Source organism: Leptolyngbya sp. NIES-2104, assembly GCF_001485215.1.
In the GTDB taxonomy this organism is placed as follows: Bacteria; Cyanobacteriota; Cyanobacteriia; order Leptolyngbyales; family Leptolyngbyaceae; genus Leptolyngbya.
Window position 1 is genome coordinate 34149 of record NZ_BBWW01000001.1, and the last position, 23942, is coordinate 58090.

General features: G+C 47.9%; 27 protein-coding genes. 14 read left to right on the top strand and 13 right to left on the bottom strand.

Features of this window, described 5'->3' with window-relative positions; translation table 11 throughout:
* Window positions 1-126 precede the first annotated feature (126 nt).
* From NIES2104_RS00165 to NIES2104_RS00175, 3 genes are read left to right on the top strand one after another with little or no spacing between them, the layout of a single operon-like run.
* A complete protein-coding gene (locus NIES2104_RS00165) occupies window positions 127-1551 on the top strand; it encodes a glycosyltransferase family 2 protein (RefSeq protein WP_058994606.1) in 1425 nt (474 codons plus the stop codon).
* 56 nt (window positions 1552-1607) lie between these two features.
* A complete protein-coding gene (locus NIES2104_RS00170) occupies window positions 1608-2756 on the top strand; it encodes a murein transglycosylase A (RefSeq protein ID WP_058994609.1) in 1149 nt (382 codons plus the stop codon).
* Between the two features lie 57 nt (window positions 2757-2813).
* Window positions 2814-3194, top strand: a complete 381-nt coding sequence (locus NIES2104_RS00175) for a hypothetical protein (protein ID WP_058994611.1) — start codon at window positions 2814-2816, stop codon at window positions 3192-3194.
* Window positions 3195-3362: 168 nt separating this feature from the next.
* Here the strand turns inward: NIES2104_RS00175 and NIES2104_RS00180 are convergent, their stop codons facing one another.
* Window positions 3363-3728 carry a cupin domain-containing protein gene (locus tag NIES2104_RS00180; protein ID WP_058994613.1) on the bottom strand — a complete coding sequence of 122 codons (366 nt, stop codon included), beginning with the start codon at window positions 3726-3728 and terminating at the stop codon, window positions 3363-3365.
* A 3-nt stretch (window positions 3729-3731) separates the two neighbouring features.
* The gene (locus tag NIES2104_RS00185) at window positions 3732-4007 is read right to left on the bottom strand and encodes a hypothetical protein (protein WP_058994615.1); all 276 of its coding nucleotides are present in this window, start codon (window positions 4005-4007) and stop codon (window positions 3732-3734) included.
* A gap of 122 nt (window positions 4008-4129) precedes the next feature.
* On the opposite strand from NIES2104_RS00185, the gene NIES2104_RS00190 reads away from it, so the two are divergent.
* The 4 genes from NIES2104_RS00190 to NIES2104_RS00205 all read left to right on the top strand — a co-directional run bounded on the left by NIES2104_RS00190 (window position 4130) and on the right by NIES2104_RS00205 (window position 9758).
* Window positions 4130-5602, top strand: coding sequence for an HlyD family type I secretion periplasmic adaptor subunit (locus NIES2104_RS00190; RefSeq protein WP_058994617.1), 1473 nt, complete (start codon window positions 4130-4132; stop codon window positions 5600-5602).
* Window positions 5603-5877: 275 nt separating this feature from the next.
* Window positions 5878-7230, top strand: coding sequence for a 30S ribosomal protein S12 methylthiotransferase RimO (gene rimO / locus NIES2104_RS00195; RefSeq protein WP_058994618.1), 1353 nt, complete (start codon window positions 5878-5880; stop codon window positions 7228-7230).
* 231 nt (window positions 7231-7461) lie between these two features.
* Complete coding sequence (locus tag NIES2104_RS00200) at window positions 7462-8901, top strand: DEAD/DEAH box helicase (protein WP_058994620.1); 1440 nt, start codon at window positions 7462-7464, stop codon at window positions 8899-8901.
* Between the two features lie 83 nt (window positions 8902-8984).
* Window positions 8985-9758: a PolC-type DNA polymerase III gene (locus NIES2104_RS00205; protein WP_263970872.1), complete on the top strand. Its 774-nt coding sequence runs from the start codon at window positions 8985-8987 to the stop codon at window positions 9756-9758.
* Here the strand turns inward: NIES2104_RS00205 and NIES2104_RS00210 are convergent.
* Both NIES2104_RS00210 and NIES2104_RS00215 read right to left on the bottom strand, forming a co-directional pair.
* Entirely contained in the window at window positions 9740-11413 is a 1674-nt protein-coding gene (locus NIES2104_RS00210; RefSeq protein ID WP_058994625.1) for a deoxyribodipyrimidine photo-lyase, read from the bottom strand. The genes NIES2104_RS00205 and NIES2104_RS00210 overlap by 19 nt on opposite strands.
* Window positions 11410-11748, bottom strand: a complete 339-nt coding sequence (locus NIES2104_RS00215) for a hypothetical protein (RefSeq protein ID WP_058994627.1) — start codon at window positions 11746-11748, stop codon at window positions 11410-11412. Before NIES2104_RS00215 ends, NIES2104_RS00210 begins: the two co-directional genes overlap by 4 nt.
* A gap of 234 nt (window positions 11749-11982) precedes the next feature.
* Here NIES2104_RS00215 and NIES2104_RS00220 point away from each other — a divergent pair, with 234 nt between their 5' ends.
* Window positions 11983-12879 carry a cation diffusion facilitator family transporter gene (locus NIES2104_RS00220; RefSeq protein ID WP_058994629.1) on the top strand — a complete coding sequence of 299 codons (897 nt, stop codon included), beginning with the start codon at window positions 11983-11985 and terminating at the stop codon, window positions 12877-12879.
* Here the strand turns inward: NIES2104_RS00220 and NIES2104_RS00225 are convergent.
* The 5 genes from NIES2104_RS00225 to rnhA all read right to left on the bottom strand — a co-directional run bounded on the left by NIES2104_RS00225 (window position 12863) and on the right by rnhA (window position 17515).
* A complete protein-coding gene (locus tag NIES2104_RS00225; protein ID WP_058994630.1) occupies window positions 12863-13321 on the bottom strand; it encodes a DUF29 domain-containing protein in 459 nt (152 codons plus the stop codon). The two genes, NIES2104_RS00220 and NIES2104_RS00225, sit on opposite strands and share 17 nt — an antisense overlap.
* A 17-nt stretch (window positions 13322-13338) precedes the next feature.
* On the bottom strand, window positions 13339-13839 hold the full coding sequence (locus tag NIES2104_RS00230) for a DUF3122 domain-containing protein (RefSeq protein WP_058994632.1): 501 nt from the start codon (window positions 13837-13839) through the stop codon (window positions 13339-13341).
* A 72-nt stretch (window positions 13840-13911) separates the two neighbouring features.
* Complete coding sequence (gene guaA / locus NIES2104_RS00235; RefSeq protein WP_058994634.1) at window positions 13912-15459, bottom strand: glutamine-hydrolyzing GMP synthase; 1548 nt, start codon at window positions 15457-15459, stop codon at window positions 13912-13914.
* 185 nt (window positions 15460-15644) lie between these two features.
* Complete coding sequence (gene cbiD, locus NIES2104_RS00240) at window positions 15645-16748, bottom strand: cobalt-precorrin-5B (C(1))-methyltransferase CbiD (protein ID WP_263970873.1); 1104 nt, start codon at window positions 16746-16748, stop codon at window positions 15645-15647.
* A complete protein-coding gene (rnhA, locus tag NIES2104_RS00245) occupies window positions 16724-17515 on the bottom strand; it encodes a ribonuclease HI (RefSeq protein ID WP_058994636.1) in 792 nt (263 codons plus the stop codon). Before rnhA ends, cbiD begins: the two co-directional genes overlap by 25 nt.
* 44 nt (window positions 17516-17559) lie before the next feature.
* Between rnhA and NIES2104_RS00250 the strand changes: the two genes are divergently transcribed.
* The 6 genes from NIES2104_RS00250 (at window position 17560) to NIES2104_RS00275 (ending at window position 22135) form a co-directional block, all read left to right on the top strand.
* Window positions 17560-18513, top strand: a complete 954-nt coding sequence (locus NIES2104_RS00250) for a glycosyltransferase family 2 protein (protein ID WP_058994638.1) — start codon at window positions 17560-17562, stop codon at window positions 18511-18513.
* A 134-nt stretch (window positions 18514-18647) separates the two neighbouring features.
* Complete coding sequence (locus NIES2104_RS00255; protein WP_304607995.1) at window positions 18648-19406, top strand: GntR family transcriptional regulator; 759 nt, start codon at window positions 18648-18650, stop codon at window positions 19404-19406.
* 45 nt (window positions 19407-19451) lie between these two features.
* Window positions 19452-20240 (top strand): ABC-2 family transporter protein, encoded by a 789-nt coding sequence (locus NIES2104_RS00260; RefSeq protein WP_058994640.1) that lies wholly within the window; start codon window positions 19452-19454, stop codon window positions 20238-20240.
* Window positions 20237-21019, top strand: a complete 783-nt coding sequence (locus NIES2104_RS00265; protein ID WP_058994642.1) for an ABC transporter permease — start codon at window positions 20237-20239, stop codon at window positions 21017-21019. The genes NIES2104_RS00260 and NIES2104_RS00265 overlap by 4 nt, the downstream gene beginning before the upstream one ends.
* Window positions 21020-21130: 111 nt before the next feature.
* A complete protein-coding gene (locus NIES2104_RS00270) occupies window positions 21131-21364 on the top strand; it encodes a DUF4351 domain-containing protein (RefSeq protein WP_156426828.1) in 234 nt (77 codons plus the stop codon).
* 69 nt (window positions 21365-21433) lie between these two features.
* Window positions 21434-22135 carry a gamma-glutamyl-gamma-aminobutyrate hydrolase family protein gene (locus tag NIES2104_RS00275; protein WP_058994646.1) on the top strand — a complete coding sequence of 234 codons (702 nt, stop codon included), beginning with the start codon at window positions 21434-21436 and terminating at the stop codon, window positions 22133-22135.
* Window positions 22136-22165: 30 nt separating this feature from the next.
* On the opposite strand, the gene NIES2104_RS00280 is transcribed toward NIES2104_RS00275, so the two are convergent.
* The 4 genes from NIES2104_RS00280 to NIES2104_RS31495 all read right to left on the bottom strand — a co-directional run bounded on the left by NIES2104_RS00280 (window position 22166) and on the right by NIES2104_RS31495 (window position 23941).
* The gene (locus NIES2104_RS00280) at window positions 22166-22588 is read right to left on the bottom strand and encodes a hypothetical protein (protein WP_058994648.1); all 423 of its coding nucleotides are present in this window, start codon (window positions 22586-22588) and stop codon (window positions 22166-22168) included.
* Entirely contained in the window at window positions 22581-22829 is a 249-nt protein-coding gene (locus NIES2104_RS00285) for a hypothetical protein (protein ID WP_058994650.1), read from the bottom strand. Before NIES2104_RS00285 ends, NIES2104_RS00280 begins: the two co-directional genes overlap by 8 nt.
* 130 nt (window positions 22830-22959) lie before the next feature.
* A complete protein-coding gene (locus NIES2104_RS31490; RefSeq protein ID WP_156426829.1) occupies window positions 22960-23520 on the bottom strand; it encodes a hypothetical protein in 561 nt (186 codons plus the stop codon).
* Between the two features lie 244 nt (window positions 23521-23764).
* Window positions 23765-23941 carry a hypothetical protein gene (locus NIES2104_RS31495; protein ID WP_156426830.1) on the bottom strand — a complete coding sequence of 59 codons (177 nt, stop codon included), beginning with the start codon at window positions 23939-23941 and terminating at the stop codon, window positions 23765-23767.
* Between the last annotated feature and the right edge of the window lies 1 nt (window position 23942).

The window sequence follows — 23942 nt, forward strand, 5'->3', positions numbered from 1 at the left end:
AGAAGAATCCGGCAAAAAACCTCGATCGCAAGGTAAGCTGTCAGAGTGTGAAAACTTTACGATTCGATCCGAATCTTTAGCCACACGCAACACTAGAAAACTCTTGGGTGTTAGACACTGGAACCTATGTCCGAAAATTCCTGGCAAGAAACCGATTCCTTCCATGAGCTTGAAGCGTTGGCAGCACTGGTAACGGAATTCCCCGACCCAGAAGATCCAAAGATTTCTCGCGGGTTTGACGGACGTAGGAAAAAAGCAGCGATCGTATTCGCGATGATCTGGAGCAGTACGATCGTACTGCACTTATTAACTTGGGGCTATTGGTTGATTCTCGGTCTAACCACGCTGATGAGCATTCATGCAGCACGACTGATTCTGGCACGTCCCTGTCAGTTGCCAAAACCGATCGAGGACGATGATCTGTTTCCAACGGTGTCGCTGATGGTGGCAGCCAAGAACGAAGAAGCCGTGATTGGGCGATTGGTCGAAATGCTGTGCGGATTGGATTACCCTGGCGATCGCTACGAAGTTTGGGTGATTAATGACAATAGCAGCGATCGGACTGCCGAAATTTTAGATGAACTCGCGCACCACTATTCTCAACTCAATGTGTTTCACCGTCCCGCAAATGCAGGCGGCGGTAAATCTGGGGCACTAAATCAAGTTTTGCCGCTCACTCGTGGAGAATTTCTTGCGGTGTTCGATGCGGATGCTCAGGTCGATCGCGATTTTCTGCGGCGCGTGTTGCCCGTGTTCGATCGGGGTGATGTCGGTGCAATTCAAGTGAGAAAAGCGATCATTCAAGCTGAACCTGAATTCGACTCGAAAGAGTCCAAGAATTTTTGGATTCAAGGGCAAATGGCAGAAATGGCGCTCGATGCTTTTATTCAACAACAACGCGCCGCTGTCGGTGGCTTGGGTGAACTGCGCGGAAATGGTCAATTGGTGCGACGAGAAGCGCTGCTCGATTGTGGTGGTTGGAACGAGGAAACCATTACCGATGATTTGGATTTAACCTTCCGCCTGCATTTAAATCAGTGGGATATCGAAGTGGTTACGGAGCCAGCAGTTTACGAAGAAGGAGTGACGAATGCGATCGCGCTTTGGCATCAACGAAATCGCTGGGCGGAAGGTGGCTATCAGCGCTATCTCGACTACTGGCGATTGATTCTACGAAATCGGATGGGAACTCGGAAAACCCTCGATTTAGCGATGTTCTGGATGCTTCAGTATGTGATGCCGACTGCCGCAATTCCTGATTTTCTCATGGCAGCACTGCGACATCGGATGATGTTGACCAGTCCAATTTCAGCGATGACGCTCTTTCTGTTTTTGTTTAGCGCGATCGGGGGATTGCGACGCGTTCGACGGCTTAAGAGTGCGGATGATCAAACGCTGCTCGAATGGGCAACTGTGATGGTTCAAGGCTTGCGTGGATCGATTTACATGATGCACTGGTTCGCGATCGTTTCGACTGCGACTTTAAGAATGTCGATTCGTCCGAAGCGATTAAAGTGGGTTAAAACGATTCACAGAGGCGCAGAAGATTAGCGGAACTTGTTTTGGGATTCTAGAGTCGAATTCGATTGCTCAGATTAAAACGAGTCATGAAACGATCGCTCATTCTCAGTCTGCTGTTTCTCGGTGTGCCAACGGTCTCGATCGCACAACCCAAACCCGTTACAGCTCCCGCACCATTACCGCTTAAATCGATCTCGAATGCTCCGATCGCGATCGATGATCAAATTTTGCGCGATCGCAAATCGATGATTAGCGCGATCGATCACAGCTTGAAGTATTTAGAAACCCCCAAAGCCATTCAAGCTTACGCAAAATATCCGGTTAAGACCATTACCCGCGATCGAGTGGTTCGCAGTCTGAGACGATTTCGGCAGTTACTCTCTGCGGCTCGATCTGAGCAAGCCTTGTCGAGTGCGATCGCTCGTGAATTTGTGTTTTATCAATCGATCGGCAAGGACAATCAAGGCACCGTTGCTTTTACCGGATATTTCGAGCCAGTTCACACCGCCAGCCGTAAGCCAACCGCTGAGTATCGCTATCCGCTGTATGTGCTTCCAACTGGATTTTCTCAATGGAAAAAGCCGCATCCAACTCGGTTAGAACTCGAAGGTGCGGACGGATTGCAAAGCAGCAAAGGGAAATTACGCGGTTCAGAATTGGTTTGGATGCGCGATCGCTTAGAAGCCTTTCTCATTCAGGTTCAAGGATCAGCCCGATTGAATTTAACTGATGGCACCACAATGACGATCGGGGTAGCAGGATTAACCGATCAGCCATACACCGGAATTGGACGTGAGTTAGTCAAAGACGGCAAGCTGAAATTAGAAGATCTGAACTTGCCGAATGTGTTGAAGTATTTTGAGCAGAATCCGAAAGACTTAAATGTCTACTTGCCTCGGAATCGACGGTTTGTATTTTTCAGAAATACATTCGGTGCGCCTGCACTTGGAAGTTTAGGGGTTCCGGTAACTGCCGATCGCTCGATCGCGACTGATAAATCATTGATGCCACCCGGAGCATTAGCGTTAATTCAAACTCAGCTACCGATTTTGAATCGTCAGCGGCAATATGAACAGAAACCAATTAATCGCTTTATGTTGGATCAAGACACGGGCGGCGCAATCATCGGAGCAGGTCGCGTCGATATCTTTACCGGAACTGGAACGCAAGCAGGCAGCGAAGCCGGACTAATTAACGCTACCGGACAGTTGTATTATCCCTTGCTCAAGCGATAAATCTTCTTTTCGTCTGTGCCAGAATTGCAAGAGCACCCTTAAACGCTCAGAGTCACTATGCAGCCGAATTCAGAATTTCTCACTCCTGATGAATGTATCGAAGTCGATAAAGCACTCCTGACTTCCAAAGACAAATTCTCAGCGCGGATTGCCATTTACGCTTTACGATCGCTCAAACAAATCGCTCAAAAATCCGGACAAGCGATCGCAGACTTGCACCCCACCCAAATCGAAGATTGGATCTACCAAGACAAAAGCTTACAAGGCGGCATCGACAACGAATTCAAAAAATTCTTCTCGCAGCTTGTGATTGCCTCAATCAATCCCCTCACCCAAATCGCCCAAGCCAACCAAACGAACATCGAATCTCTCACGATTTCCCAAGTCGTGTCATGGTTCGAGGTAAAAGCAAAAGAAGCCCTAAAATCCCAACGCTAAATCTTCAGTCCCCTTCAGTGGACTTCGCACTGTCAGCCCCGAATTCCATTCCGGGGCGGGATCGCAACGAAGCGAAAAACCTCGATCGCACTTGTTTCAACACTTCGGTTGCAACTTCCCTCACAATGCAGGATCGCAACGAAGCGAGAAACCTCGATCGCACTTCGATCACGACTCATAAACCGTTTCATCTTCCTGCCGCCAAGCCGGATCAACGATACAAATAAAGACGATCGCTTCCTCGCCCACATTCCGGATAAACTGACGCGCATTTGGCGGAATATAAATCGCATCCCCAGCTTTCACCCTTTGCACTTCATCATCAATGTGCATCTCCCCAATTCCACTGAGAATGTAATACACCTCAGAAGTCTTAAGCGAATGCGCGATCGACACCTGACCCACAGGCACGATCGCATGAGCTAAACTGTACCGCAATTCAACATCCTGCTTATCCGGGTGCAACAATTCCCGCAGCAGCGTTCCATCTCCCGCAACAAATTCCGGGCAGTCCGACAAATTTTTAACTAACATCGACTATTGTTTAGAACGATAATCCGGACACTCGATCGCATCCTCAGACAGCGCCGTCATCGGATGCACCGGACATTTGAGATTATAGTCCCCCGTGAAAAATTGACAGTCCGGGCAAGGGACTTGGTGCATTTGTTTCGCCTGCTTCACCGTGTCGCGGGTCGTCTCATACACTCGCCAAACCGTCATCAAAACCAATCCCCAAGCCGCAACAAAACATATCGGAACCAAGAAAGGCTTAATCCAATGAATCAGATGCGCCAAAAAATTAAAAAACATCTCGCGAAATCAACCAGATCGTTGTGGGCAATTTAAGTTAAATATTATTAGACCCTTTCGCATCTAACGTCGGACTTAAGGGTTATTTACCGGTTTGCGATTGCCCACTTACCCAAACGATCATGAGAGTTACCCTAGCTTCCAGTCCTGCTCAATCCCAGCAAACCCGTCACCAACTTGCCAATCCCGAAGACTCGCTTTCGTACGAATTGGGTAAAGCCGTCCAAGAATTACCGCCGTTGTACACCCGATTGCTGGCAGGCAGCATCAGTGTTCTTGTCCTCGGCACGATCGGGTGGGCGCATTTTAGCGAAGTGGAAGAAGTCGCCAACGCCAACGGAAAAATCATTCCTTCAACCGAGGTTCGACCCTTCCGCGCTTCTAGTGTTGGCTCGATTACAAAAATCAACGTCAAACCTGGCATGACCGTTCAAAAAGGTCAAACTTTGCTAGAGATCGACCCAGGAGCGACCGAAACGAACGTTGCGAGTCTGCAAAATGACGCGAAGAAGATTCAAGAAGACATTCGCCGTTTGGAAGCAGAAAGTCAGGGAGGCGGCGCGACCGGACAAGCACTTCAAGATCAATTGACCGCATCGCGTCAGAGAGAATTTAGCGAGAAACAGAATGCAGCAGTGGCGGAAGCGAATCGGCAGAGTGCCTCGATCGCGGAAGCCCAAGCCCGTTTAGAGCGCTTCCAAGATAACCTGGTGAACGCTCGTGTATCGTTGACGAATGCCACCAGCAGCAAAGAAGATGCCCGCAAGAATCTCGAAATTGCTCAAGAGCGGCAACGACGACTGAAAACTCTAGAGAACACGGGAGCCGTTCCGCATTTGGAACTATTGAATGCTGAGGCTCAAGTGACCCAAGCCAGTCAGCAATTGACCAGCGCCATCAATCAGATCAATGATGCTGAAGGTCAGATCAGCACACTGACGAGAGAAATCGAGGCGCAACAAGAGCGAATTAATCAGGCTCAACAGGGTTTTGAATCGGCACGGAGTACGGCGCAAGGACTGGCTCCTCAGCGTCAATCAGAAGTCCTGACTCAGTTGAAGCAACGTCGAGAAGAATTGACCAAGAAACAGGGCGAAATTTCAGTTGCCACCCAACAACAGAAAGACCGCGAATCCTTGACGGCTCCATTTGATGGCGTGGTTTACAACTTGAAGGCGACACAAGGACCGATTCAGCAAGGTGAAGAACTACTTTCGTTATTGCCTGACGATCGCAATCTCGTTCTAGAGGTGAAAATCCTTAATCGCGATATTGGATTCGTGAAGCCCGGAATGAAGGCAAAAGTGAAATTGGCGACGTTCCCATATCAGGAATTTGGGGTGATCGAGGGCGAATTGATTTCGATTAGCCCGGATGCCGTCACAGAACGAGATGAGAACGGGCGTGAATTGGGTCCTGTGTATCCGGCGAAGATTCGACTCGATCGTAAAGCGATCGCGGTTCGAGGTCGCGAAGTCGAACTTTCTCCAGGGATGGCAGGAACGGCGGATATCGTGACGAGAGATCGATCAATCTTGTCGTTCTTGATCGAACCGATTACAAGACGATTCAGCGAAGCCTTCTCGGTGCGCTAAATTTTCGGGGGGCGGTCATTCTGGCTGTCCCTTGTTTTTTTTCTCACTTTTGAAACGCATCCGAAAAAATTCTGATTTAACAGAACGTAATATTTCACATCTGCGCTATGATAGAGCGTAGTGTAGCGAAACGATTGCGTCTGACCACACCGCATCTTCGAGTGGTGAGTAATAGTGAGGAAACTCCAATCGCGATCGAGCTAATTCATTCAGCTTTCGCTCTTGATCGAAGATTCTAGTTTGATTCTCTTTTACTTACATTTCTGAAGTTTTACATGGGCAACAAGCCAACGATCGCCTTTTCTCATTTGGGTTGCGAAAAAAATCGAATCGATACTGAGCATATGCTCGGTTTACTCGTTCAAGCAGGGTACTCCGTCGATGCTGACGAAGAACTCGCGGATTATGTCATTGTCAATACCTGTAGTTTTATCCAAGCCGCCCGCGAAGAATCGGTGCGAACCTTGGTCGAACTCGCAGAAGCTGATAAAAAAATTGTGATCACAGGCTGTATGGCGCAGCACTTCCAAGAGCAGCTTTTGGACGAACTTCCGGAAGCGGTAGCGCTTGTGGGCACAGGCGACTATAATAAGATTGTGAGCGTCATCGAACGCGCAGAAGCTGGAGAGCGCGTCAAAGAAGTTTCTCAAGAACCGACTTATATTGCCGACGAAACCACTCCTCGATATCGCACCACGACCGAAGGAGTTGCTTACCTGCGGATTTCTGAAGGGTGTGATTACCGTTGCGCCTTTTGTATTATCCCGCACTTGCGAGGAAACCAGCGATCGCGCACAATTGAATCGATCGTTCAAGAAGCGAAACATCTCGCTTCTGAAGGCGTAAAAGAGATTATCCTGATCTCACAGATCACGACCAACTACGGATTAGACTTGTACGGAGAACCCAAACTTGCGGAACTCCTCCGCGCTCTGGGTCAAGTTGATGTCCCTTGGATTCGGATGCACTACGCCTATCCAACTGGACTGACTCCGAAAGTGATCGAAGCGATTCGCGAAACGCCGAACGTTCTCCCTTACCTCGATTTACCGCTTCAGCACTCCCACCCGGAAGTCCTGCGATCGATGAATCGCCCCTGGCAAGGTCGTGTAAACGACGGCATCATTGAACGGCTCAAAGCTGAGATTCCCAATGCCGTGTTGAGAACGACGCTGATTGTGGGTTTCCCTGGCGAAACCGATGAACACTTTGAGCATCTCAAGCAGTTCATTCAGCGTCACGAGTTTGATCACGTTGGCGTGTTTACCTTCTCACCCGAAGAAGGCACCCCTGCTTACACGCTGTCGAATCAGTTGCCCCAATCGGTGATGGATGCGCGTCGAGATGCCTTGATGCAGCTTCAACAGCCGATTTCGCTCAAGAAGAATCGCGCTCAGATTGGCAAGGTCGTGGATGTGCTGATCGAGCAAGAGAATCCCCAAACCGGAGAACGAATTGGTCGATCGAGCCGATTCTCTCCTGATGTGGATGGACTCGTATATGTCGAAGGCGATGCACCGTTAGGGTCGATTGTACCTGTGACGATCGTGGATGCTGATGTATACGATTTATACGGTCGAGTTGCCACTGCTGCGGATTTGATCCAAGTTCCGGCGCTGATCGTTTAGTACAAACTGCTGTGTTGAAATGACGATGTACTCTGTTTGATTCCGAAATGTTAGACCCTTGTTAGACCTTCACCGCTTCTAAACTCTCTTACCCTTTTTCCGCGCCCTTTAGTTGGCACTGCGTAGCGTACTGCTCTACGCCCGATTCAGACGGTTTGGCTTGTTTGCGAAAGACCGTCCCTGAGTTTCGCCCACTTTGGCGCAAGACTATTACTTTTACTAGGAGACTCAATGACCCTTTCTTTTCAAAGCCTCGGACTGTCTGAAGAACGAATTAGCCATCTGGAAGAACTCGGCTTTACTGCCCCGACTGCGATTCAAGCCCAAGCCATTCCTCATCTACTCGCTGGGCGCGATGTGGTCGGTCAAGCACAAACCGGAACCGGAAAAACTGCGGCGTTTGGTCTTCCGATTCTAGAGCGCATTGATCTAAAATCTCCGACCGTTCAAGCTCTGATTCTGACTCCGACTCGTGAGCTAGCAATGCAGGTCTGTCAAGCGATTCGATCGTTTACCAACGATCGACGCGTCAAAGTCGTGACGATTTACGGCGGACAATCGATCGAGCTTCAAGTCGATCGGTTACGTCGCGGCGCTCAAATCGTGGTGGGAACTCCCGGACGCGTGATCGATTTACTCGGTCGTGGCGATCTAAGACTCGACAATCTAGAGTGGCTCGTACTCGATGAAGCCGACGAAATGCTGAATATGGGCTTTATTCAAGATGTCGAGAAGATTCTGAGCCAAGCTCCCGCTGAACGTCAGACGACTTTCTTCTCTGCGACGATGGAACCCTCGATTCGCAAGTTGGTGAACAAGTTCTTGAATTCGCCTGTGACGGTAACGATCGAGCAACCGAAAGCTGCACCGTCTCGTATTAATCAAGTCGCTTATACGATTCCTCGCGGATGGAATAAAGCAAAAGCAATCTTGCCGATTCTTGAACTCGAAGATCCAGAAGCAGCGATCATCTTTGTTCGGACTCGTCGGGCTGCCGCAGAATTGACCAGCCAACTGCAAGCGGCTGGACACAGCGTGGATGAATACCACGGTGATTTGAGCCAGAGCCAGCGTGAGCGTTTATTGCTCCGGTTCCGTCAGCAGCAGATTAAATGGGTGGTTGCGACTGATATCGCGGCACGAGGCATTCACGTGGATGACCTGACTCATGTGATTAACTACGATCTGCCGGATAGTGTCGAAAGCTATGTTCACCGGATTGGTCGGACTGGACGTGCAGGTAAGGAAGGTACAGCGATTTCGCTCGTGCATCCGCTCGATCGACGTAAATTGCGTGACATCGAGAACCATGTGCGTCAGCGTTTAGAGATCAAAGCAATTCCGACTCGTGCAGAAATCGAAGCGCGTTACCTGGATAAATTGCAGTCTCAGGTGCGTGAAACTCTCGCAGGTGAGCGAGTTGCATCGTTCTTGCCGATCGTGTCTCAGTTAGCTGAAGATTACGAACCGCATACGATCGCAGCGGCGGCTCTTCAGATGATTTACGATCGCACTCGACCCGCTTGGTTGACGATCGGCACTGATCCGACTCCAGAAGAAAATGGCTCCGGCTCTGGACGCTCTTCGGGTGGACCTAAGCAGAAACCTGTGAAGCGTGCTAGACCTTCGGGATCTTCGGGTCATCGTCGTCAGCCTGCACAATCGAAGTAACGCTCAACTCTCTTGTATGATCAAAACTCCGGCTTCTTTTCGAGGTCGGAGTTTTTGAGATATTTAGACTCATAATGCGAAGAATGCTATCCACTGATATCCTTGCGTTTTATCGAAATCTCTGTTCGCAGACCTTGACTGTCGTCGATCTCGAAACTTCTGGTCACAAGCCGCCTCGGAGTCGAGCGATCGAGGTTTCCGTTTTAAACGCTAGTTTGAAAGATGGCATTCTCAATCAAGAAACGTATTTAATTAATCCGGGTGTGAACCTGCCGCCGATCATTACGAACATTACCGGCATCACTCAGGAAATGCTAGAAGATGCGCCGCCCCCGGAAGAAGTTTGGGCAAAGTGTTTGCCGTTATTAGAGCAGGGCGTTTTGACGGCGCACAATATTAGTTTTGACTATCCGTTTATTCGATCGGAATATGCGCGGTTGGGGATTCCGTTTTATCGATCGAAGTCTGAGCAGTTCTGCACCGTAAAATTCTCGCGCTTGATGTTGTCGGAGTTACCGTCACGCAGTTTACCGAACTTAGTCAAACATTTTCAGTTTCCAGTCGGAGAATCGCATCGTGCAGAAGCTGATACGATGGCGTGTTGGTTATTAGCGGAAATGCTATTGAAAGAAATTGCGAATGAAGATGATGAAGCGGTATTAGCAAGGATTGGACAGCAATTATTATCGATTAGTGATGCAGTTAAGATTATTGGCGGATCGCAAAAGACAGCACGTGCTCGATTAGATGCAGCAGGAGTTGAACCGTATGTTTCTCAGCGGACAGGAACGCACCTGTTCCGGCGGGCGGATGTTGAGCGAGTTTATTGGCAAAAACATCAACTCTCGTTACCTTGAAGTGAATCTAGCAAACTAAGCTGAATGATATTTGAATCAGTGTTGGGCTTTTTACGGCGAGATGTGGTTTTATGAGGTTTGATTTCGACATGAGCCACAAGCCACGATCGGAGCCACGTCGATCGCTCTAAATCTAGTTCGTCCAAATCCAATGCAGCAGGAAAGAGATCGGGTGAAGGTAACTGTGCCCATCGAATTTCGCTTTCAAACTGATCATGTCCAAATGGCAGCACTGATTCAGGCATTCGAGCTAGGTACGGCAAAACGTTGGAACTTTGGCGAAAGTTCGATCGCTGTTCTTCTAATCGCTGAACTCGGCTCGATCGTGCTTCTCGATAGTTCAAAATTGGTGCAGGGTAGCCCTTGACCCGTGGTGGTAGACCTAATTGAACAGCGGGAACATCGGCAAGCTCTGGAACCCATTTTTTGATAAATTCGCCATTGGGATCACAGCGATCGACAGCGGCTTGTTCTGGGTTGTAAATGCGCGTCCAGCTTTTATCTAAACAATGGGTGACTCCGGCTTGCATTGCCCATTGATAATGATCGATCGGACAGTCACCATCGATTAAATGCCGCATGAAATGAAGCGCACCGTAACGCCAATCCATACCGAGTAGATTGCTCAAGAAGCTGGAATAGATCGCCCGCGATCGAAAGTTCATCGCCATCCATCCGCCTGTCGCTTCTAAACATCGAGCGGCGGCATCAATGATTGGAAATCCGGTTTGTCCCGTTTTCCAAGCTTCGTAAAGGGTTTCGTCGAAGTCCCAACCGTCTTGGTCGAATACCGAATAAAGCGATCGTAGTTCTAACTGAGGCAGATAGCGGAATCTCTGAGCGAATCCGCTTCCCCAGCGCAAACGTGAGATAAATTGTTTTCGACTTCGTTGTATTTTCTGATCGCTTTCGTATTTCAGCAATCGTTGTGTCATTTGATAACACTCACGAATTGAAATCGCTCCGAATTTGATATGTGGACTTAATCCTGATGTGATTTCTGCACCGGGATACGAAAGCTGCCAATAATATCGATCAACCTTTTCTTTTAGGAATGCTTGGAGCATTTCTCTTGCTGCATTCGTTCCAGCAGGCGGGATCGGTTTATTGTCAGGGAGTAATCCTAAATCGGTTAATGTCGGAATCGGTTCACTGAAGACATCCTCTGGAGTCGGGATATTGAGCGGAGTGGGCAACATTTCCGCACTCATTTCGCGATACCAAAACTTTCGGTAGTCGCTGTAGGGCATCAACTCCGAAGCGGCGGCAGTCGGTTCAAACCAGCGAATTCTGAGATTTTGCTCTTCTAGAGCGCGATTGAGTCGGGCATCTCTGACGCGCCCGTAGATGCGTTCATAGTCAACGTAAGCATAGATGCCATCTGATCCAGTTTCTCGAATGAGATTTGGTAAGATTTCGACCGGATCACCGAATCGGAGAATCAATCGCCCGCCTCGATCGCGCAAATTCTCATCGAGCGATCGCAAACAGTCCAACATAAACGCAACTCGCGCCGATCCAGTTTCGGGATGATGCAGCAAAGCACGATCGAAGATAAACACCGGAATCACAGCCCCACGCGAAACGGCTCTGTGCAAGGGAGCATGGTCACTAATGCGTAAATCTCGGCGAAACCAAACGATCGTGCGCTTCATGAATGTTGTTCAAGAAATTGATTCACATCTTCGATCAGGCGGCTCAATTCGGCTTCGGTGTTGAGTCGAATGCGATCGTCACGCAGAGTAACCAGCACTCTTGCCGCAAATGGAGAAGCCCAGATATTCGGATTACAAAATAACTCTAGGAATACATCTCCAGTGTAGCGATATTCCATTGAGGGTTGCGGTGCGGGTCTCCCTCCCGTAGTGGTCGCTGTCGTTTTCAAGCGTCCCATTAGTTCATTCAGGTGGGTCTTCAGATCTTGAGCGGCTTCGGGTGTGAAGCGGAACGCGACCGAGCCAGTGTCTAGATTTAAGGTGAATTGGGTCATGATTGATTTTTTATTGTCTTTGTCATTCTAATTTTTTAGCTGATAATCTTTCACAACAATTTCGAGAACACGATCGAAGACCAGCGGTGCAGAGAATGCGATCGCGATTCAATACTGAGAACTTTGTCAAAAAGATCCAACCGTTATGAAAAGCTAAAAGCTATTAGTGATGAAGCTTTTAGGCATTCTTTGAGCATGAGACCTACACTGAAATCATCACGATTTTGAATAGATATGGTTGTAGATAATCGATCGACCGTTCGCAAAGTTCTACTCATTACTTTGTTCTTAAATGTTTTTGTTTTACTACTGAAAGCAGTCGTTGGATGGCTCACCGGATCATTGAGCCTGATTGCTGATGCGCTCCACAGTTTGACGGATAGCGCGAGTAACGTGTTGGGATTGGTTTCGAGCCGATTTTCGTCACCGATTCCCGATCGCGATCATCCCTATGGACATCAGAAATACGAAGCGATCGGAGCATTAGGAGTCGCGGCTTTTTTGGGGATTGCTTGCTTTGAAATTTTGCAAAGTGCGATCGAGCGATTGTTTTACGCAGGCGAACCGGTCAGAATTTCTGGGTTTGAACTTTGGATATTGTTGCTTGTCTTGGGCGTGAATTTGTTTGTTACCTTCTATGAGCGGCGGGAAGGACTGCGCGTGAATAGTCCGATTCTGATTGCGGATGCTCAACACACGATGAGTGATGTTTGGGTGACGATTAGCGTATTGGGAGGATTGATTGGAATTTGGGTGCTGAATTGGCAGTGGTTGGATATTGTGCTGGCGCTGCCTGTGGCGATTTTGGTGTTTCGGAGTGGGTGGCAAGTCTTGAAGCAGAATCTACCGTGGTTGGTCGATGAAATTGCGATCGCGCCTGAAGCGATTCATGCGATCGCGATGACGGTTCCGGGTGTTCTGAACTGTCATGATATTGCCTCACGGGGGGTCGTTGGGCGACAGACTTTTATTGAAATGCACTTGATTGTGAGTGCGAAAGATGTTGAAACGGCACATCTAATCACCGAAGAAGTAGAGGCGCGATTAATTGAGCGATATAGTCCGGTGCGGGTGATGATTCACGTTGAGCCGCCCTCGTATCAGGAAGATCACATTAGCTTTGGAGTGTAGACGGTTCACCGGGGAAAAAGCGATCGTCTAAAATCTCGCTCGAACTGTAAGGGCACTCGATTGGAAACGTTGCTTCTGGTAAGTCTGTTTCTCCCATTGCTAAATCTCGTCCGTTTTCAAAGGCTTCCTGTATTGCAGAATCAAGATAAGGCTGAAGACTGGGATTTTCTTTGAGTAACCGAGCGATATCGCGTCGCTGCACCCGAATGGTTGCCAGCCAGCTACGGTTTCGGGCTTCCGGTTGATAGTTCCATTTCAGCAAATGTCCAATTAGAACGCTCAGACGGTTACGAAGTTCTTGGCGTTGCTGTCTGCCCAATGATTCAATTTCCTCAATTAGATTCGGTAAGTCGATCTTGTTCCAGTGCTGCTCACGGAGAAAGCTAGCTTGTTGCTGTGTCCAAGCATGAAAATCGACTTCGTAAAGATCAGGGACAGACATCTTGTTAAACTCCAGATTCAAGGAGCGCGATCGGGTTGCCAACTTGCTACCCGCCACCATTCTAAAGCGGTTTCTTCTGGAATTTTTAATCGTGTATCACCCGTACTAAGGTGCAAAATCAGCGTCAGTTTTGTATCGGTATCTAATTGATTTAGCACAGGTTTGAAATCATATTCACCCACATGAGCGATCGGGAAATCTTGAGAAGTTACATCCTTAGCACTCAACAGCGATCGATTCGCTTCGACTTCTAACGTTTGGTCATGATTGAGGGTGACTAAACCGGGGAATCCAACCAGTCTGAGATGAATCGCGTCCGGTTGACCGATCGGAAACCGCTTATAAAAAACCACTTGCCAAGCTCGATCGCGCTCATCTTGAAGTTTAGAAAGCGATCGATACAAGATACTATTCGCATCGGAGTAAGTATGAACCGATGCCAGTACAGAATGTGTACTGATCACCCAAATTAACATCGCTAAAACGCAACTTTTCCACAATCGCGCTAAGTTTTCCACAATCTACCCGCAGTTTTCCACAACACTACTAACAAAGCGGGACGACCCAACGGATCGCCCCGATGAGGAATGTTATTCCCACTCGATCGTTCCAGGCGGCTTCGAGGTGATGTCATACACCACCCGATTCACGCCCTTCACTTCATTCACAATTCGGTTAGAAATCGTTTCCATCAGATCGTAAGGAATTCTTGCCCAATCTGCGGTCATGCCGTCTTCACTCTTCACACAGCGAAGCACGATCGGATAAGCATACGTGCGCTGATCACCCATTACGCCAACACTGCGAACCGGTAACAAGACTGCGAAAGCTTGCCACACGTCGTGATAGATACCTGCTCGGTTGATTTCTTGACGCACGATCAGATCAGCATCACGAAGAATATCCAGCTTTTCGTCGTCTACTTCACCTAGAATCCGAATCGCTAGACCTGGACCAGGGAACGGTTGACGATTGACGATTTCTTCTGGAAGACCAATCGATCGACCCACTTTTCGCACTTCGTCTTTGAACAGTTTCCGCAACGGTTCGATCAATTTGAACTGCAAATCTTTTGGCAATCCACCGACGTTGTGATGGCTTTTGATTTTGACCGCTACACGTTCGCCCGTTTGCGGATCGACGTTCGTATCTGCCGATTCGATCACGTCTGGGTATAACGTGCCTTGAGCAAGATAGTCGAAAGGTCCTAGCCGTTTCGATTCTTCCTCGAAGACGCGAATGAACTCATGCCCGATCCGCTTGCGTTTTTCTTCGGGATCAGTGATACCTGCGATCGCGCTAATGAATCGTTCCCGCGCATTCACATAAGCGACATCGATATGGAATTGCTCATGGAACAGCTTGACCAATCTTTCTGGCTCTAACTTCCGCATAAAGCCTTGATCGATGAACATACAAGTGAGCTGATCCCCGATCGCTCGATGCAGCAAAAACGCCAGAGTTGAAGAATCAACACCACCGGAAAGCGCTAACAGAACCCGCTTATCACCGACTTTGGCGCGGATTTCCCGAACCGATTCTTCAACAAACGCATCGGTTGTCCAAGTCGGCTCACATTCGCAGATGTGGTAAACGAAATTGCGAATCAACGCTTGTCCGTATTGGGAATGCACTACTTCCGGGTGAAACTGAACGCCGTAGAGTTTACGATCGTGTTCTGCGATCGCGGCACAAGGCGTGTTACTCGTATGCGCGAGCGTTTCAAATCCAGACGGCAGTTGTGCAACCGAATCACCATGACTCATCCACATGATCGAGCCATCTTCAACGTTGGTTAAGAGATCCGTCGGGTCATCGATCGATAAATTGGCTTTGCCATATTCACCTCGATCGCTGCGTTCAACCTTGCCGCCAAGCTGTTGAACCATCAACTGCATGCCGTAGCAAACTCCCAGAACCGGAACACCGAGTTTCCAAATTTCTGGGTCACAATGCGGAGCACCTTTGTCATAAACCGAACTCGGACCCCCAGAGAGAATAATCCCTTTGGGGTTGAGTTGGCGCAGTTGTTCAGCGCTCGTGCGATACGACAAAACTTCAGAGTAGACCTGAGTTTCGCGGATTCGACGGGCGATGAGTTCGGAGTACTGCGAACCAAAATCGAGAATCACAATCATCTGGCGATCGAGCGCATCTAGAGTCGATGTAGACGCAAGCGGGGCATCCAAAACGGATGGTTCAGTGTGTGGAGTCACGGGAGTTTCCTGATGAAATGAACGGAGACAAACCGGGAATAAACGGACGTTTTGAAGTGCACGAGAGAATAAGGCAAGTTTTAGATATTCTGGCTATTCTAAACACATTAGCAAACCGACTCAAGCAGTTGAACGGCTTTTTTGGTTTTGACAAGTATCTGACGAGAGCGATCGAACAAAATTGTGCCAATTTCAACGGTCGTTTCGCTGTGAGTGTAGATGTAGTGCTGAGCGCGATCGTCGATCGTTTGAGCGATGGAGTCGTAGACGTCGATCGCTTTTCCCAAATTTCTTAAGTATTTCAATCCATCTTCAGCCGTTGGACTATTGAGAATGGCTTGTAAATCCGGTGTAGCAATTCCAACCTTTACTGCGTGAGCTGTGAGAATTTCTTGTCGAGCATCCGCGACATGGTGATGGGTGTGAAAGATTCCGCCTGCAAGTTTGATCAATTTACCGTGATAGCCAAATAAGAGAATCGATTTGACTTGCTGGATTCCGGCTTCGACGAGCAGAGAGCCGATCCAATTTGCGGTTTTGATGGTGCGATCGCGTTCGATTCCCAGTTTTGCCGCAAGGTCTAACCCATTTTCCCCGATACAAAAAACAAGGGTGTCAAAGTGTTCGGCTTTTTGTTGCAGTTCGGTTCTGAAAATTTCTAACTGATCGGGTGCGCTGAGCGGGTGCGCGATTCCAGAAGTTCCGAGCAGGGATAGACCTTCGACGACTCCGAAGGCTTCGTTTGAAGTGCGTTTTGCGAGTTGCCGACCTTCGGGAAGCACGATCGTCACGCGAAGAGATTCACTGGGATTGAGGAGTCGATCGAGGTTTGTTAGAAGTAATTCTTGGGCGTAGGAATAGATAGCGGATTGTTGATTCGATTGGATTCCGATGCCTTCACCACCGACGATCGTAATTCCTTCACCTTGGCTTAATTCGACCATCGCCCAAACTGGCGTATTTCGAGTGAGATCGAGATTGTCACCTGGATCGCTGCGAGTAATTGCCAGAGCAGAACGATCGGAAAGTTTGGCGACTTGTTCGATCGCGATTTCGACCGTTTCGGCTGGATTAATGAGATCGAGTTGAACGCGATCGAGTTGGGTTCGCGATCGTAAATGTTGGAGAGCCGCGATCGCGGACGCGCAAGCGAATACAGGCAATGTATAACCAGATTTCACCATCGTTAATCGACTCGTTCCAACTGCCACAAAATCTGATTTCCCTCACGTCGTACCCGCGAGACAACCCAGTTGCGCCACACCCAATGATCGCCGCGACTCGTCACCGCATTCGCATTAATATCCATCAAATCCGCAAGCTCAGAACTACTAATTAAATAGCCTTTACTCGCGATTTCATCTGCCATGTGCAACGTATCCACTAGATTCCGAAGCTGTTCGACTCGGACTTCACGCGGTAGATTTTCTGAAAGGTCAGGAGGCTGAAGAGGTTCGGACATGGGGATTTCTGAAACAGGGGCAGGAGAGCGTTGCGGCAGGTCGGAATCGGGTGATTTAAGGTTGGGCTGTTTTCCCAGAGAGAACGATCGAGCAATCACATCACAGCGTTCGTTTCCGGGATCGCCCGAATGTCCTCGCACATAGCGCCATTCAACTTTAGGCGAGTCGAGTTTATCCAACTGTTCCCAAAGATCCTGATTCAAAACGGGTTTTCCGGTCGAGGTTTTCCAGCCTTTTTTCTTCCATCCCGGCAACCATTTGGTGATCCCGTTCTTCACATATTCACTATCTGTGTAGAGGGCAACCACATGAGATTGACCCGAAGATCGATAGTAGTCGAGCGCTGCGATCGCGGCTTGCATTTCCATCCGATTATTTGTCGTATCGGGTGCGTAGCCGCCGAGTTCTTGAACGGTTCCATCGTTGAAATAGATGACCGTTCCCCAGCCACCCGCGCCAGGATTGCCGGAACAAGCGCCATCAGTGTAAATTTTTTGAATCGTGCGAGAAGTCATAGTCTATTTGAAAGCTGATCTAGACTACCGTATTGGAGCGGAGTATGTGCCCGGAATTTAGTTTTTCAATTGTGCTCGAAACTGAAAATTTAGCGAATGCAGATATAAATGGATTATTGCGATCGCTTTCGAGTTTGGCAAGTCAAGAACCGTCCCCAATTGAAGCACAAGAGGTTTTACTAATCGAAAGTGGTGATATTCCGCCAGATTTACTCGCACAATTAGCTGAGCAGTATCCCTGGATTAAAGTGTGTTCAGCCCCAACAGGAACAGAATATTATGAGTCGAAAATGTTGGGAGCAAAATTAGCAACCGGAGACATTCTTGTCTACTACGATTCAGATTGTGTGTACGAATCGGGCTGGTTAAGAAAGATACTCACTCCATTTAAACAATCCGAAGAAATTCAAGTCGTAGCAGGTGAAACCACAACAAGCGGTGTTGGAATCTATGGGACTGCGATGGCGTTAGGCTATATTTTTCCACAGTATTCTGAACGGACAGAATTAACACCCGGAAAAAGCTATTTTCTCAACAATGTCGCATTTCGTCGATCGTTCTTACTCAAGTATCCAATTCCTACTGATTTGCCCCTTTATCGGGGAAATTGCGCGATTCATGCTCACGAATTAGTTCAGTCTGGAACGATCATTTGGCAACAACCTCAAGCCCGTGTACTTCATGCGCCGCCAAATGGTTTATCGCATTTTTTCTGGCGATTTCTATTAATTGGACATGATTACTATTGGCAGAAAAAGCTAATTCCAAATTCGACAAATGCAGAGCCTACAATGTCAGGCAAAAAAGGGAAATTTAGTATCTTTGTCGATCGTGTTGGGAAAATGATCGATCGAGACATTCGTCATGCCTATTTTCTAATATTTTCGCTTCCAGTTGTCATTGTTTCATCGCTGTTAATTTATGTGGGTTATCTGATTACAAAACGCCAACCAAACTATCTATTGCAAACTTACAATCAGCGTTTGCACTCGAAATAACTCCGTATTCTGTATACATGCAAACATAGAAAAAATAAGATAGAAGAGTGCAAGAATCTGCAATAATTTACATCTGTTGAAAAAGGGCATGAAAGCCTCAGAAATTACAACAGAGCGGGCAGATTTGGAGTAGAGTGATTCAGTCGAGTGAAGGGAAGGGCGGCTTGTTTTCAGGCAATGAACGATTAAATCGATCGTCGATGTCGGGTGAACCGGAGCGCATGGCTCCTCTCGCACGTCGGCAATCTTTGCAGGCGCAAGCTTATCAGGCTTTGCGATCGGCAATCCTGTCCGGAGAAATCACATCCGGCACCCGACTCGTGGAAACCCAGCTTGCGAAACAATTACAAGTGAGTCGAACGCCCATTCGAGAAGCGATCCGCCAACTTCAACAAGAGAATTTAATTACGATCGATACTGCTGGAACGCTCAGAGTTGCAACACTTTCGATGCAAGATGCTGTTCAGCTTTACACTTGTCGAATCGCGTTAGAGCAGCTATCAGTTGTGGGAGCCTGCGAGAATGCGACCGATAAAGAAATCGCTGCCCTCCAAGATTTAGTTGTTGCTGCTGAACAAACGGATCGATCGCAATCCACGAATGCTCATTTGCTGAATTTGGACTATCAGTTTCATCGATCGATTGCTCGTAGCTCTAAAAATCTCTGGCTGACTTCGTTGCTCGATCAAGTATTTGATCAAATGGCACTTTTACGGATTCAGACCTTGCAGCGCAATCCACAAGTGCTGGAGATTCGGCAGGAACATCGAGAAATTTATAGCGCGATTGCGTCTCGTAATCGCGAAAAAGCGGTTGATACGATCGTGTCTCATCTATCTGCAAGTCGCGATCGTGTGATTCGTGAAATCGAACGATTGAGACAGGAAACTTAGATTATTTCCGTCTAGCATGAATATCAGTCGAGAAATGAAAACAGCATGAAGCGATTTTTTCGGGTGTTTAAGACTCTGCTGCTCGTGTATTACGCCTATATGGTGGAATATCGAGCAGAGCTAATTCTCTGGGTACTTTCAGGGTCGCTGCCGATTATTCTGATGGGAGTCTGGACACAAGCCGCAAGACAAAGTAATTTTGGGCTAACTCCGACCGATTTCGCCCGGTATTTTTTATCAGTATTCCTAGTGCGGCAATTAACGGTTGTTTGGGTGATTTGGGAATTTGAACGTGAAGTCGTTGAAGGGAAGCTCTCTCTAAGATTGTTGCAGCCGCTCGATCCCGCTTGGCATCATGTTTTCTCTCATATTTCAGAGCGCTTTGCCCGAATTCCCTTTGCAATGTTGCTGATTATTTTATTCTTCTTTCTGTATCCGAGTGCGATCTGGGTTCCGAGTTTTGCAACAGTGATTCTATTCGTGTTGTCGATCGCATTAGCCTTTACATTGAATTTCTTAATTCAGTACACATTAGCTCTATTAGCATTCTGGACAGAAAGAGCAAGTTCGCTTCAAGAATTCTGGTTTCTGTTTTATCTATTTCTCTCTGGTGTGATTGCACCGTTAGAAGTTTTTCCACCTGTGGTGAGAATGATCGCATTATTTACTCCGTTTCCGTATCTCGTGAATTTTCCGGCAAACATTCTAGTGGGATTGCCCACGAATATCATTCAAGGCTTTCTCGTGATGATCGGCTGGAGTGCAGGATTTTTTGTTTTAAATCGCTGGTTATGGCGGCAAGGACTTAAACAGTATTCGGGAATGGGCGCATGAAACGGTATTTTCAGGTTTTGCAATTATTTTGGAGAACTGCGATCGCGGCTGAACTCGAATACCGCATCAACTTCTTGATTGCAGCATTCACGAGTTTAGGTGGCTTGATTGGTAGCTTATTCAGCTTGTTTCTGTTCTACCAAACAGGTTATACGTTCGCAGGTTGGCGCTGGGAAGAAGCTCTAATTGTGGTGGGAATTTTCACGCTATTGGAAGGCTTTTCTGGTACTTTCCTTGCCCCGAATCTAAACCGCATTGTCCGCCACGTGCAAGAAGGAACGCTTGATTTCGTCTTGCTCAAACCGATTAGCTCTCAGTTTTGGCTATCCGGTCACACGATTTCACCTTGGGGACTGCCGGATATTATCTTTGGTGCGATCGTTATTTTCTACGCAGGCGGCAGACTTGGTATCTCTCCAAATGCTTATCTAATCAGCCTTATTCCATTAGTCTTCGGATTGGCGATTCTATATAGTCTCTGGTTCATGTTAGGCGCAACTAGCATTTGGTTTGTCAAAATCTACAACGTCACGGAAGTATTACGAGGATTGATCGAGGCGGGACGCTATCCGATGGCAGCTTACCCGATCGCGTATCAATTCTTTTTCACGTTCATTGTTCCAGTTGCTTTTCTCACCACAATTCCAGCCGAAGCGATGTTAGGACGAACGGAATTTGGCTGGATCATCGGAGCGGGAATTATAGCGATCGTGCTTCTTTTCGTTTCTCGATTTTTCTGGCGATTTGCGTTGAGGTTCTACACGAGTGCTTCTTCATGATTGATCACGATTTCAGGTTTTGTCGATACGTACTTGCGCTTGAATGCTCAAGAGAATCAAGTGTTTCAAAATGAGCTTGGTAGACTAGAAACAAGAGAAAGGGAGGAAGTCATGGAAATCGTAACAAGCTGGATGGAGCAAGGGATTGAGCGCGGTATTGAGCAAGGAGTTACTCAAGGGACACGATCGCTAGTTCTACAACAGTTAACCACTCTATTTGGCAAGTTGCCGGATTCAGTGCGATCGCAAATTTCAGAGTTACCCAGCGATCGTATCCAGTCTCTCAGCATTGCTCTGCTGCGATTCCAAAGTGTCGAGGATTTAGAACAATGGCTTGAAAGGTAGCGAATGTACTCGATCGACTTTGCCAAATCTCGCTAAGCTAGTGCAATCAATTTTGTGCAATCCTAGCCCATGATGCGCGTTCCCATTATTGGAATCACCAGTCACAGCCGCAATCCACTCGGTGAAGTCGTTCTCCCCGGAACTTACATCGATGCAGTTCAATCAAGTGGCGGAAATCCAATCCTGCTTCCTCCGACACAAACTGATCCCGAAGCTCTGTTGTCTGTTCTCGATGGTTTAATTCTATCTGGCGGCGGTGATATTCATCCGATTCACTACAACGGCGAAGATCATCCGACGATCTACGGAGTTGATGACGATCGAGATACGTTCGAGATCACACTAGCAAAATTAGCCCTGTTAAAAGGTATTCCAGTTCTAGGAATCTGCCGAGGAATGCAAATTCTAACGGTTGCAACAGGTGGAAATTTGATTCAACACGTTCCCGAAGTGTACGGAGACGCGATCGATCATCGCTTAGATCATCCCCGTCGCCCGATTCCTCACGATGTCGAGATTTTGCCAGAAAGCCGATTGTTCGGACTGCTTAAAGAAACACAAATGAATATCGTCTCTTGGCATCATCAAGCGGTTGCAGAATTTAGTTCAGATTGGCAACTTGCAGCTCGATCGAGCGATGGCGTGATCGAAGGAATCGAGCATCGAAATCATCCTTGGGCGATCGCGCTTCAGTGGCATCCAGAACTGTCAATGCAAGATCTCGCCCATCAGCGATTTTTCAGAGCGTTCATTTCAGCCTGTCAAGCTTGAGTTCGAGTTTGCAATCGTGGTTGTGATCGTTTAAGAAGGGGCTTTCGGGCTAATCTCGAACTGTAATTGCGATCGATAAAAACAAACGTTGAACTCCATAAAAAAGTTCACTTGTCCCAAAATCATCGGTACAGTTGTGGCGCGAGTCCAAGCAAAGACAAGTGAAATCGGGTTAAGTTCTGCGATCGTGGCTTGAACAACTACCACTCGCGCCTCGTACTGAGCGAGATTACCCGTTAAGTTTAAAGCTTTAGTTTGTCTTTCCCACTCATAACCAAGCTCAACTCCAATCGAGTAGGGCAACACATTGACCGTAGCTCCTGTATCGAGCAAGCCAGACGAGGATACAGTATGCTGCTCAGTGGAAAGTACGATCGGTAAAAATGGACGAAATCCCAGTTCTTCCGGTGCTGAGTCGTTAGAGATAAAAGCATACCGTACAGGCTCAGGCATGGTCTTGAGTCTTGGACTCCTGTAAAGCTTCCAACATGATTTCTGCGGCTTCAAACGCATCGTAAGGCGACCAGACTGGACAATCCTGCTCCGCTGGGATTAAGTCACCCACTTGCTGAATCGATTTTGCTTGTTTTTGATGAGACAAACGCTGACGAATTGCCTGAGTCAGTTGCTCTAATTCTTCTGGCTCAAGCGTGTCCAACTGATTCAAAATTTGGTTCAACGTTGCTTGTGCCATTTACTTTTATCTCTGTGGATCTGGCTAAATTCTAGCGTGGTGTAGCGATCGAGAAGTGCGATCGCACTCGTTGTACGGGAGAGAGCGATCGCACTTCTCGATCGCTCTCTCCCGTACACAAATTGCAGCCCTACTTGCTTTGAGTTGATCGCATCCGTTGCCGAGCCGCTCCTGTGACCCAAGCGAGGGCAAGACCTGGAAGCGGCGTAAACGCGAACGGGACTGGAGTAATTGGGGTGGCATCAAGCGTCACATTGTCAAAACGGGCACCAGCACCGTCAGTAAAACGGGGAGGGGTGGGACGGCTATAACTCACACCAAAGACATAAACACGAAACGTAATCGGTGCAGCAAGGTTCTGATAGGCAGGAGCAGTCAGGCTAAAGGTCATCGGCGAAAAGGTTGGCGATCGGGTGTTGGTCGTTAGAACCCCCCCAGTATCAGAACTGTAGTTATCTAGGCTAGAGCGCAAAGAGAATGAAGTGTAAGAGGAAGCCTGCCCGCCAATAGAAGGAAGCCCGGTAAAGGCAGCATCGAACCTCAAGAAGTTGAGATTTAACAGCGTTCCACCCGTCGGAGTGACCGTAAAGGAAAAGAACGAATTATTCGTGACTGCCGCAGCAGAAGTCGTAGCAACGTCGGCTGCAACATATATGCCGGAGTTATTAGCGCCATCCCCATTTGTCAGCAAAGCTCCCCCACTTCCTCCACTCAAACTGCTTGCATTAATATTTGCCGCTGTCGTTGTTGGTGCCAGCGTCGGAGCCGTCGGAGGAGTCCCAAAGTCATACTGTACAAGCGTTAGAGCCTGAGCAGCGCTACCCCCCCCCCATCACAGCACCCACCGTCAAAAGCCCGATCGTGCCTCTCAAAAATGTTTGTTGTTTGCTCATAGTCAACATTCCATCGCTACAGTTTGAATCGCTCATTGCCATTTAAGCGAGATGCTGACGCGCTTCCTCCGAGAGCCTGCGGAGATTATTGAATAAAAAATGATTGAGAGGAAAATAATACGGAGAGTCGAGGAAGATATCGCGATCGACTAGATGAACCAGTGCGATCGCGCCCATTGATGCGACTAGAATGCAAATATAAGATCGAAACAGATTCACA

Bases quoted from the DNA above. Each gene is read 5' to 3' on its own strand.
- NIES2104_RS00250 (WP_058994638.1), top strand. From the start codon at position 17,560: ATGTGCCCGGAATTTAGTTTTTCAATTGTGCTCGAAACTGAAAATTTA.
- guaA (WP_058994634.1), bottom strand. From the start codon at position 15,459: ATGATTGTGATTCTCGATTTTGGTTCGCAGTACTCCGAACTCATCGCC.
- NIES2104_RS00175 (WP_058994611.1), top strand. From the start codon at position 2,814: ATGCAGCCGAATTCAGAATTTCTCACTCCTGATGAATGTATCGAAGTC.
- NIES2104_RS00280 (WP_058994648.1), bottom strand. From the start codon at position 22,588: ATGCCTGAGCCTGTACGGTATGCTTTTATCTCTAACGACTCAGCACCG.
- NIES2104_RS00190 (WP_058994617.1), top strand. From the start codon at position 4,130: ATGAGAGTTACCCTAGCTTCCAGTCCTGCTCAATCCCAGCAAACCCGT.
- NIES2104_RS00285 (WP_058994650.1), bottom strand. From the start codon at position 22,829: ATGGCACAAGCAACGTTGAACCAAATTTTGAATCAGTTGGACACGCTT.
- NIES2104_RS00270 (WP_156426828.1), top strand. From the start codon at position 21,131: ATGGAAATCGTAACAAGCTGGATGGAGCAAGGGATTGAGCGCGGTATT.
- NIES2104_RS00170 (WP_058994609.1), top strand. From the start codon at position 1,608: ATGAAACGATCGCTCATTCTCAGTCTGCTGTTTCTCGGTGTGCCAACG.
- NIES2104_RS00165 (WP_058994606.1), top strand. From the start codon at position 127: ATGTCCGAAAATTCCTGGCAAGAAACCGATTCCTTCCATGAGCTTGAA.
- NIES2104_RS00185 (WP_058994615.1), bottom strand. From the start codon at position 4,007: ATGTTTTTTAATTTTTTGGCGCATCTGATTCATTGGATTAAGCCTTTC.
- NIES2104_RS00260 (WP_058994640.1), top strand. From the start codon at position 19,452: ATGAAGCGATTTTTTCGGGTGTTTAAGACTCTGCTGCTCGTGTATTAC.
- NIES2104_RS00180 (WP_058994613.1), bottom strand. From the start codon at position 3,728: ATGTTAGTTAAAAATTTGTCGGACTGCCCGGAATTTGTTGCGGGAGAT.
- NIES2104_RS00220 (WP_058994629.1), top strand. From the start codon at position 11,983: ATGGTTGTAGATAATCGATCGACCGTTCGCAAAGTTCTACTCATTACT.
- NIES2104_RS00225 (WP_058994630.1), bottom strand. From the start codon at position 13,321: ATGTCTGTCCCTGATCTTTACGAAGTCGATTTTCATGCTTGGACACAG.
- NIES2104_RS00205 (WP_263970872.1), top strand. From the start codon at position 8,985: ATGCTATCCACTGATATCCTTGCGTTTTATCGAAATCTCTGTTCGCAG.
- NIES2104_RS00210 (WP_058994625.1), bottom strand. From the start codon at position 11,413: ATGAAGCGCACGATCGTTTGGTTTCGCCGAGATTTACGCATTAGTGAC.
- NIES2104_RS00215 (WP_058994627.1), bottom strand. From the start codon at position 11,748: ATGACCCAATTCACCTTAAATCTAGACACTGGCTCGGTCGCGTTCCGC.
- NIES2104_RS00265 (WP_058994642.1), top strand. From the start codon at position 20,237: ATGAAACGGTATTTTCAGGTTTTGCAATTATTTTGGAGAACTGCGATC.
- NIES2104_RS00275 (WP_058994646.1), top strand. From the start codon at position 21,434: ATGATGCGCGTTCCCATTATTGGAATCACCAGTCACAGCCGCAATCCA.
- NIES2104_RS00200 (WP_058994620.1), top strand. From the start codon at position 7,462: ATGACCCTTTCTTTTCAAAGCCTCGGACTGTCTGAAGAACGAATTAGC.
- rnhA (WP_058994636.1), bottom strand. From the start codon at position 17,515: ATGACTTCTCGCACGATTCAAAAAATTTACACTGATGGCGCTTGTTCC.
- rimO (WP_058994618.1), top strand. From the start codon at position 5,878: ATGGGCAACAAGCCAACGATCGCCTTTTCTCATTTGGGTTGCGAAAAA.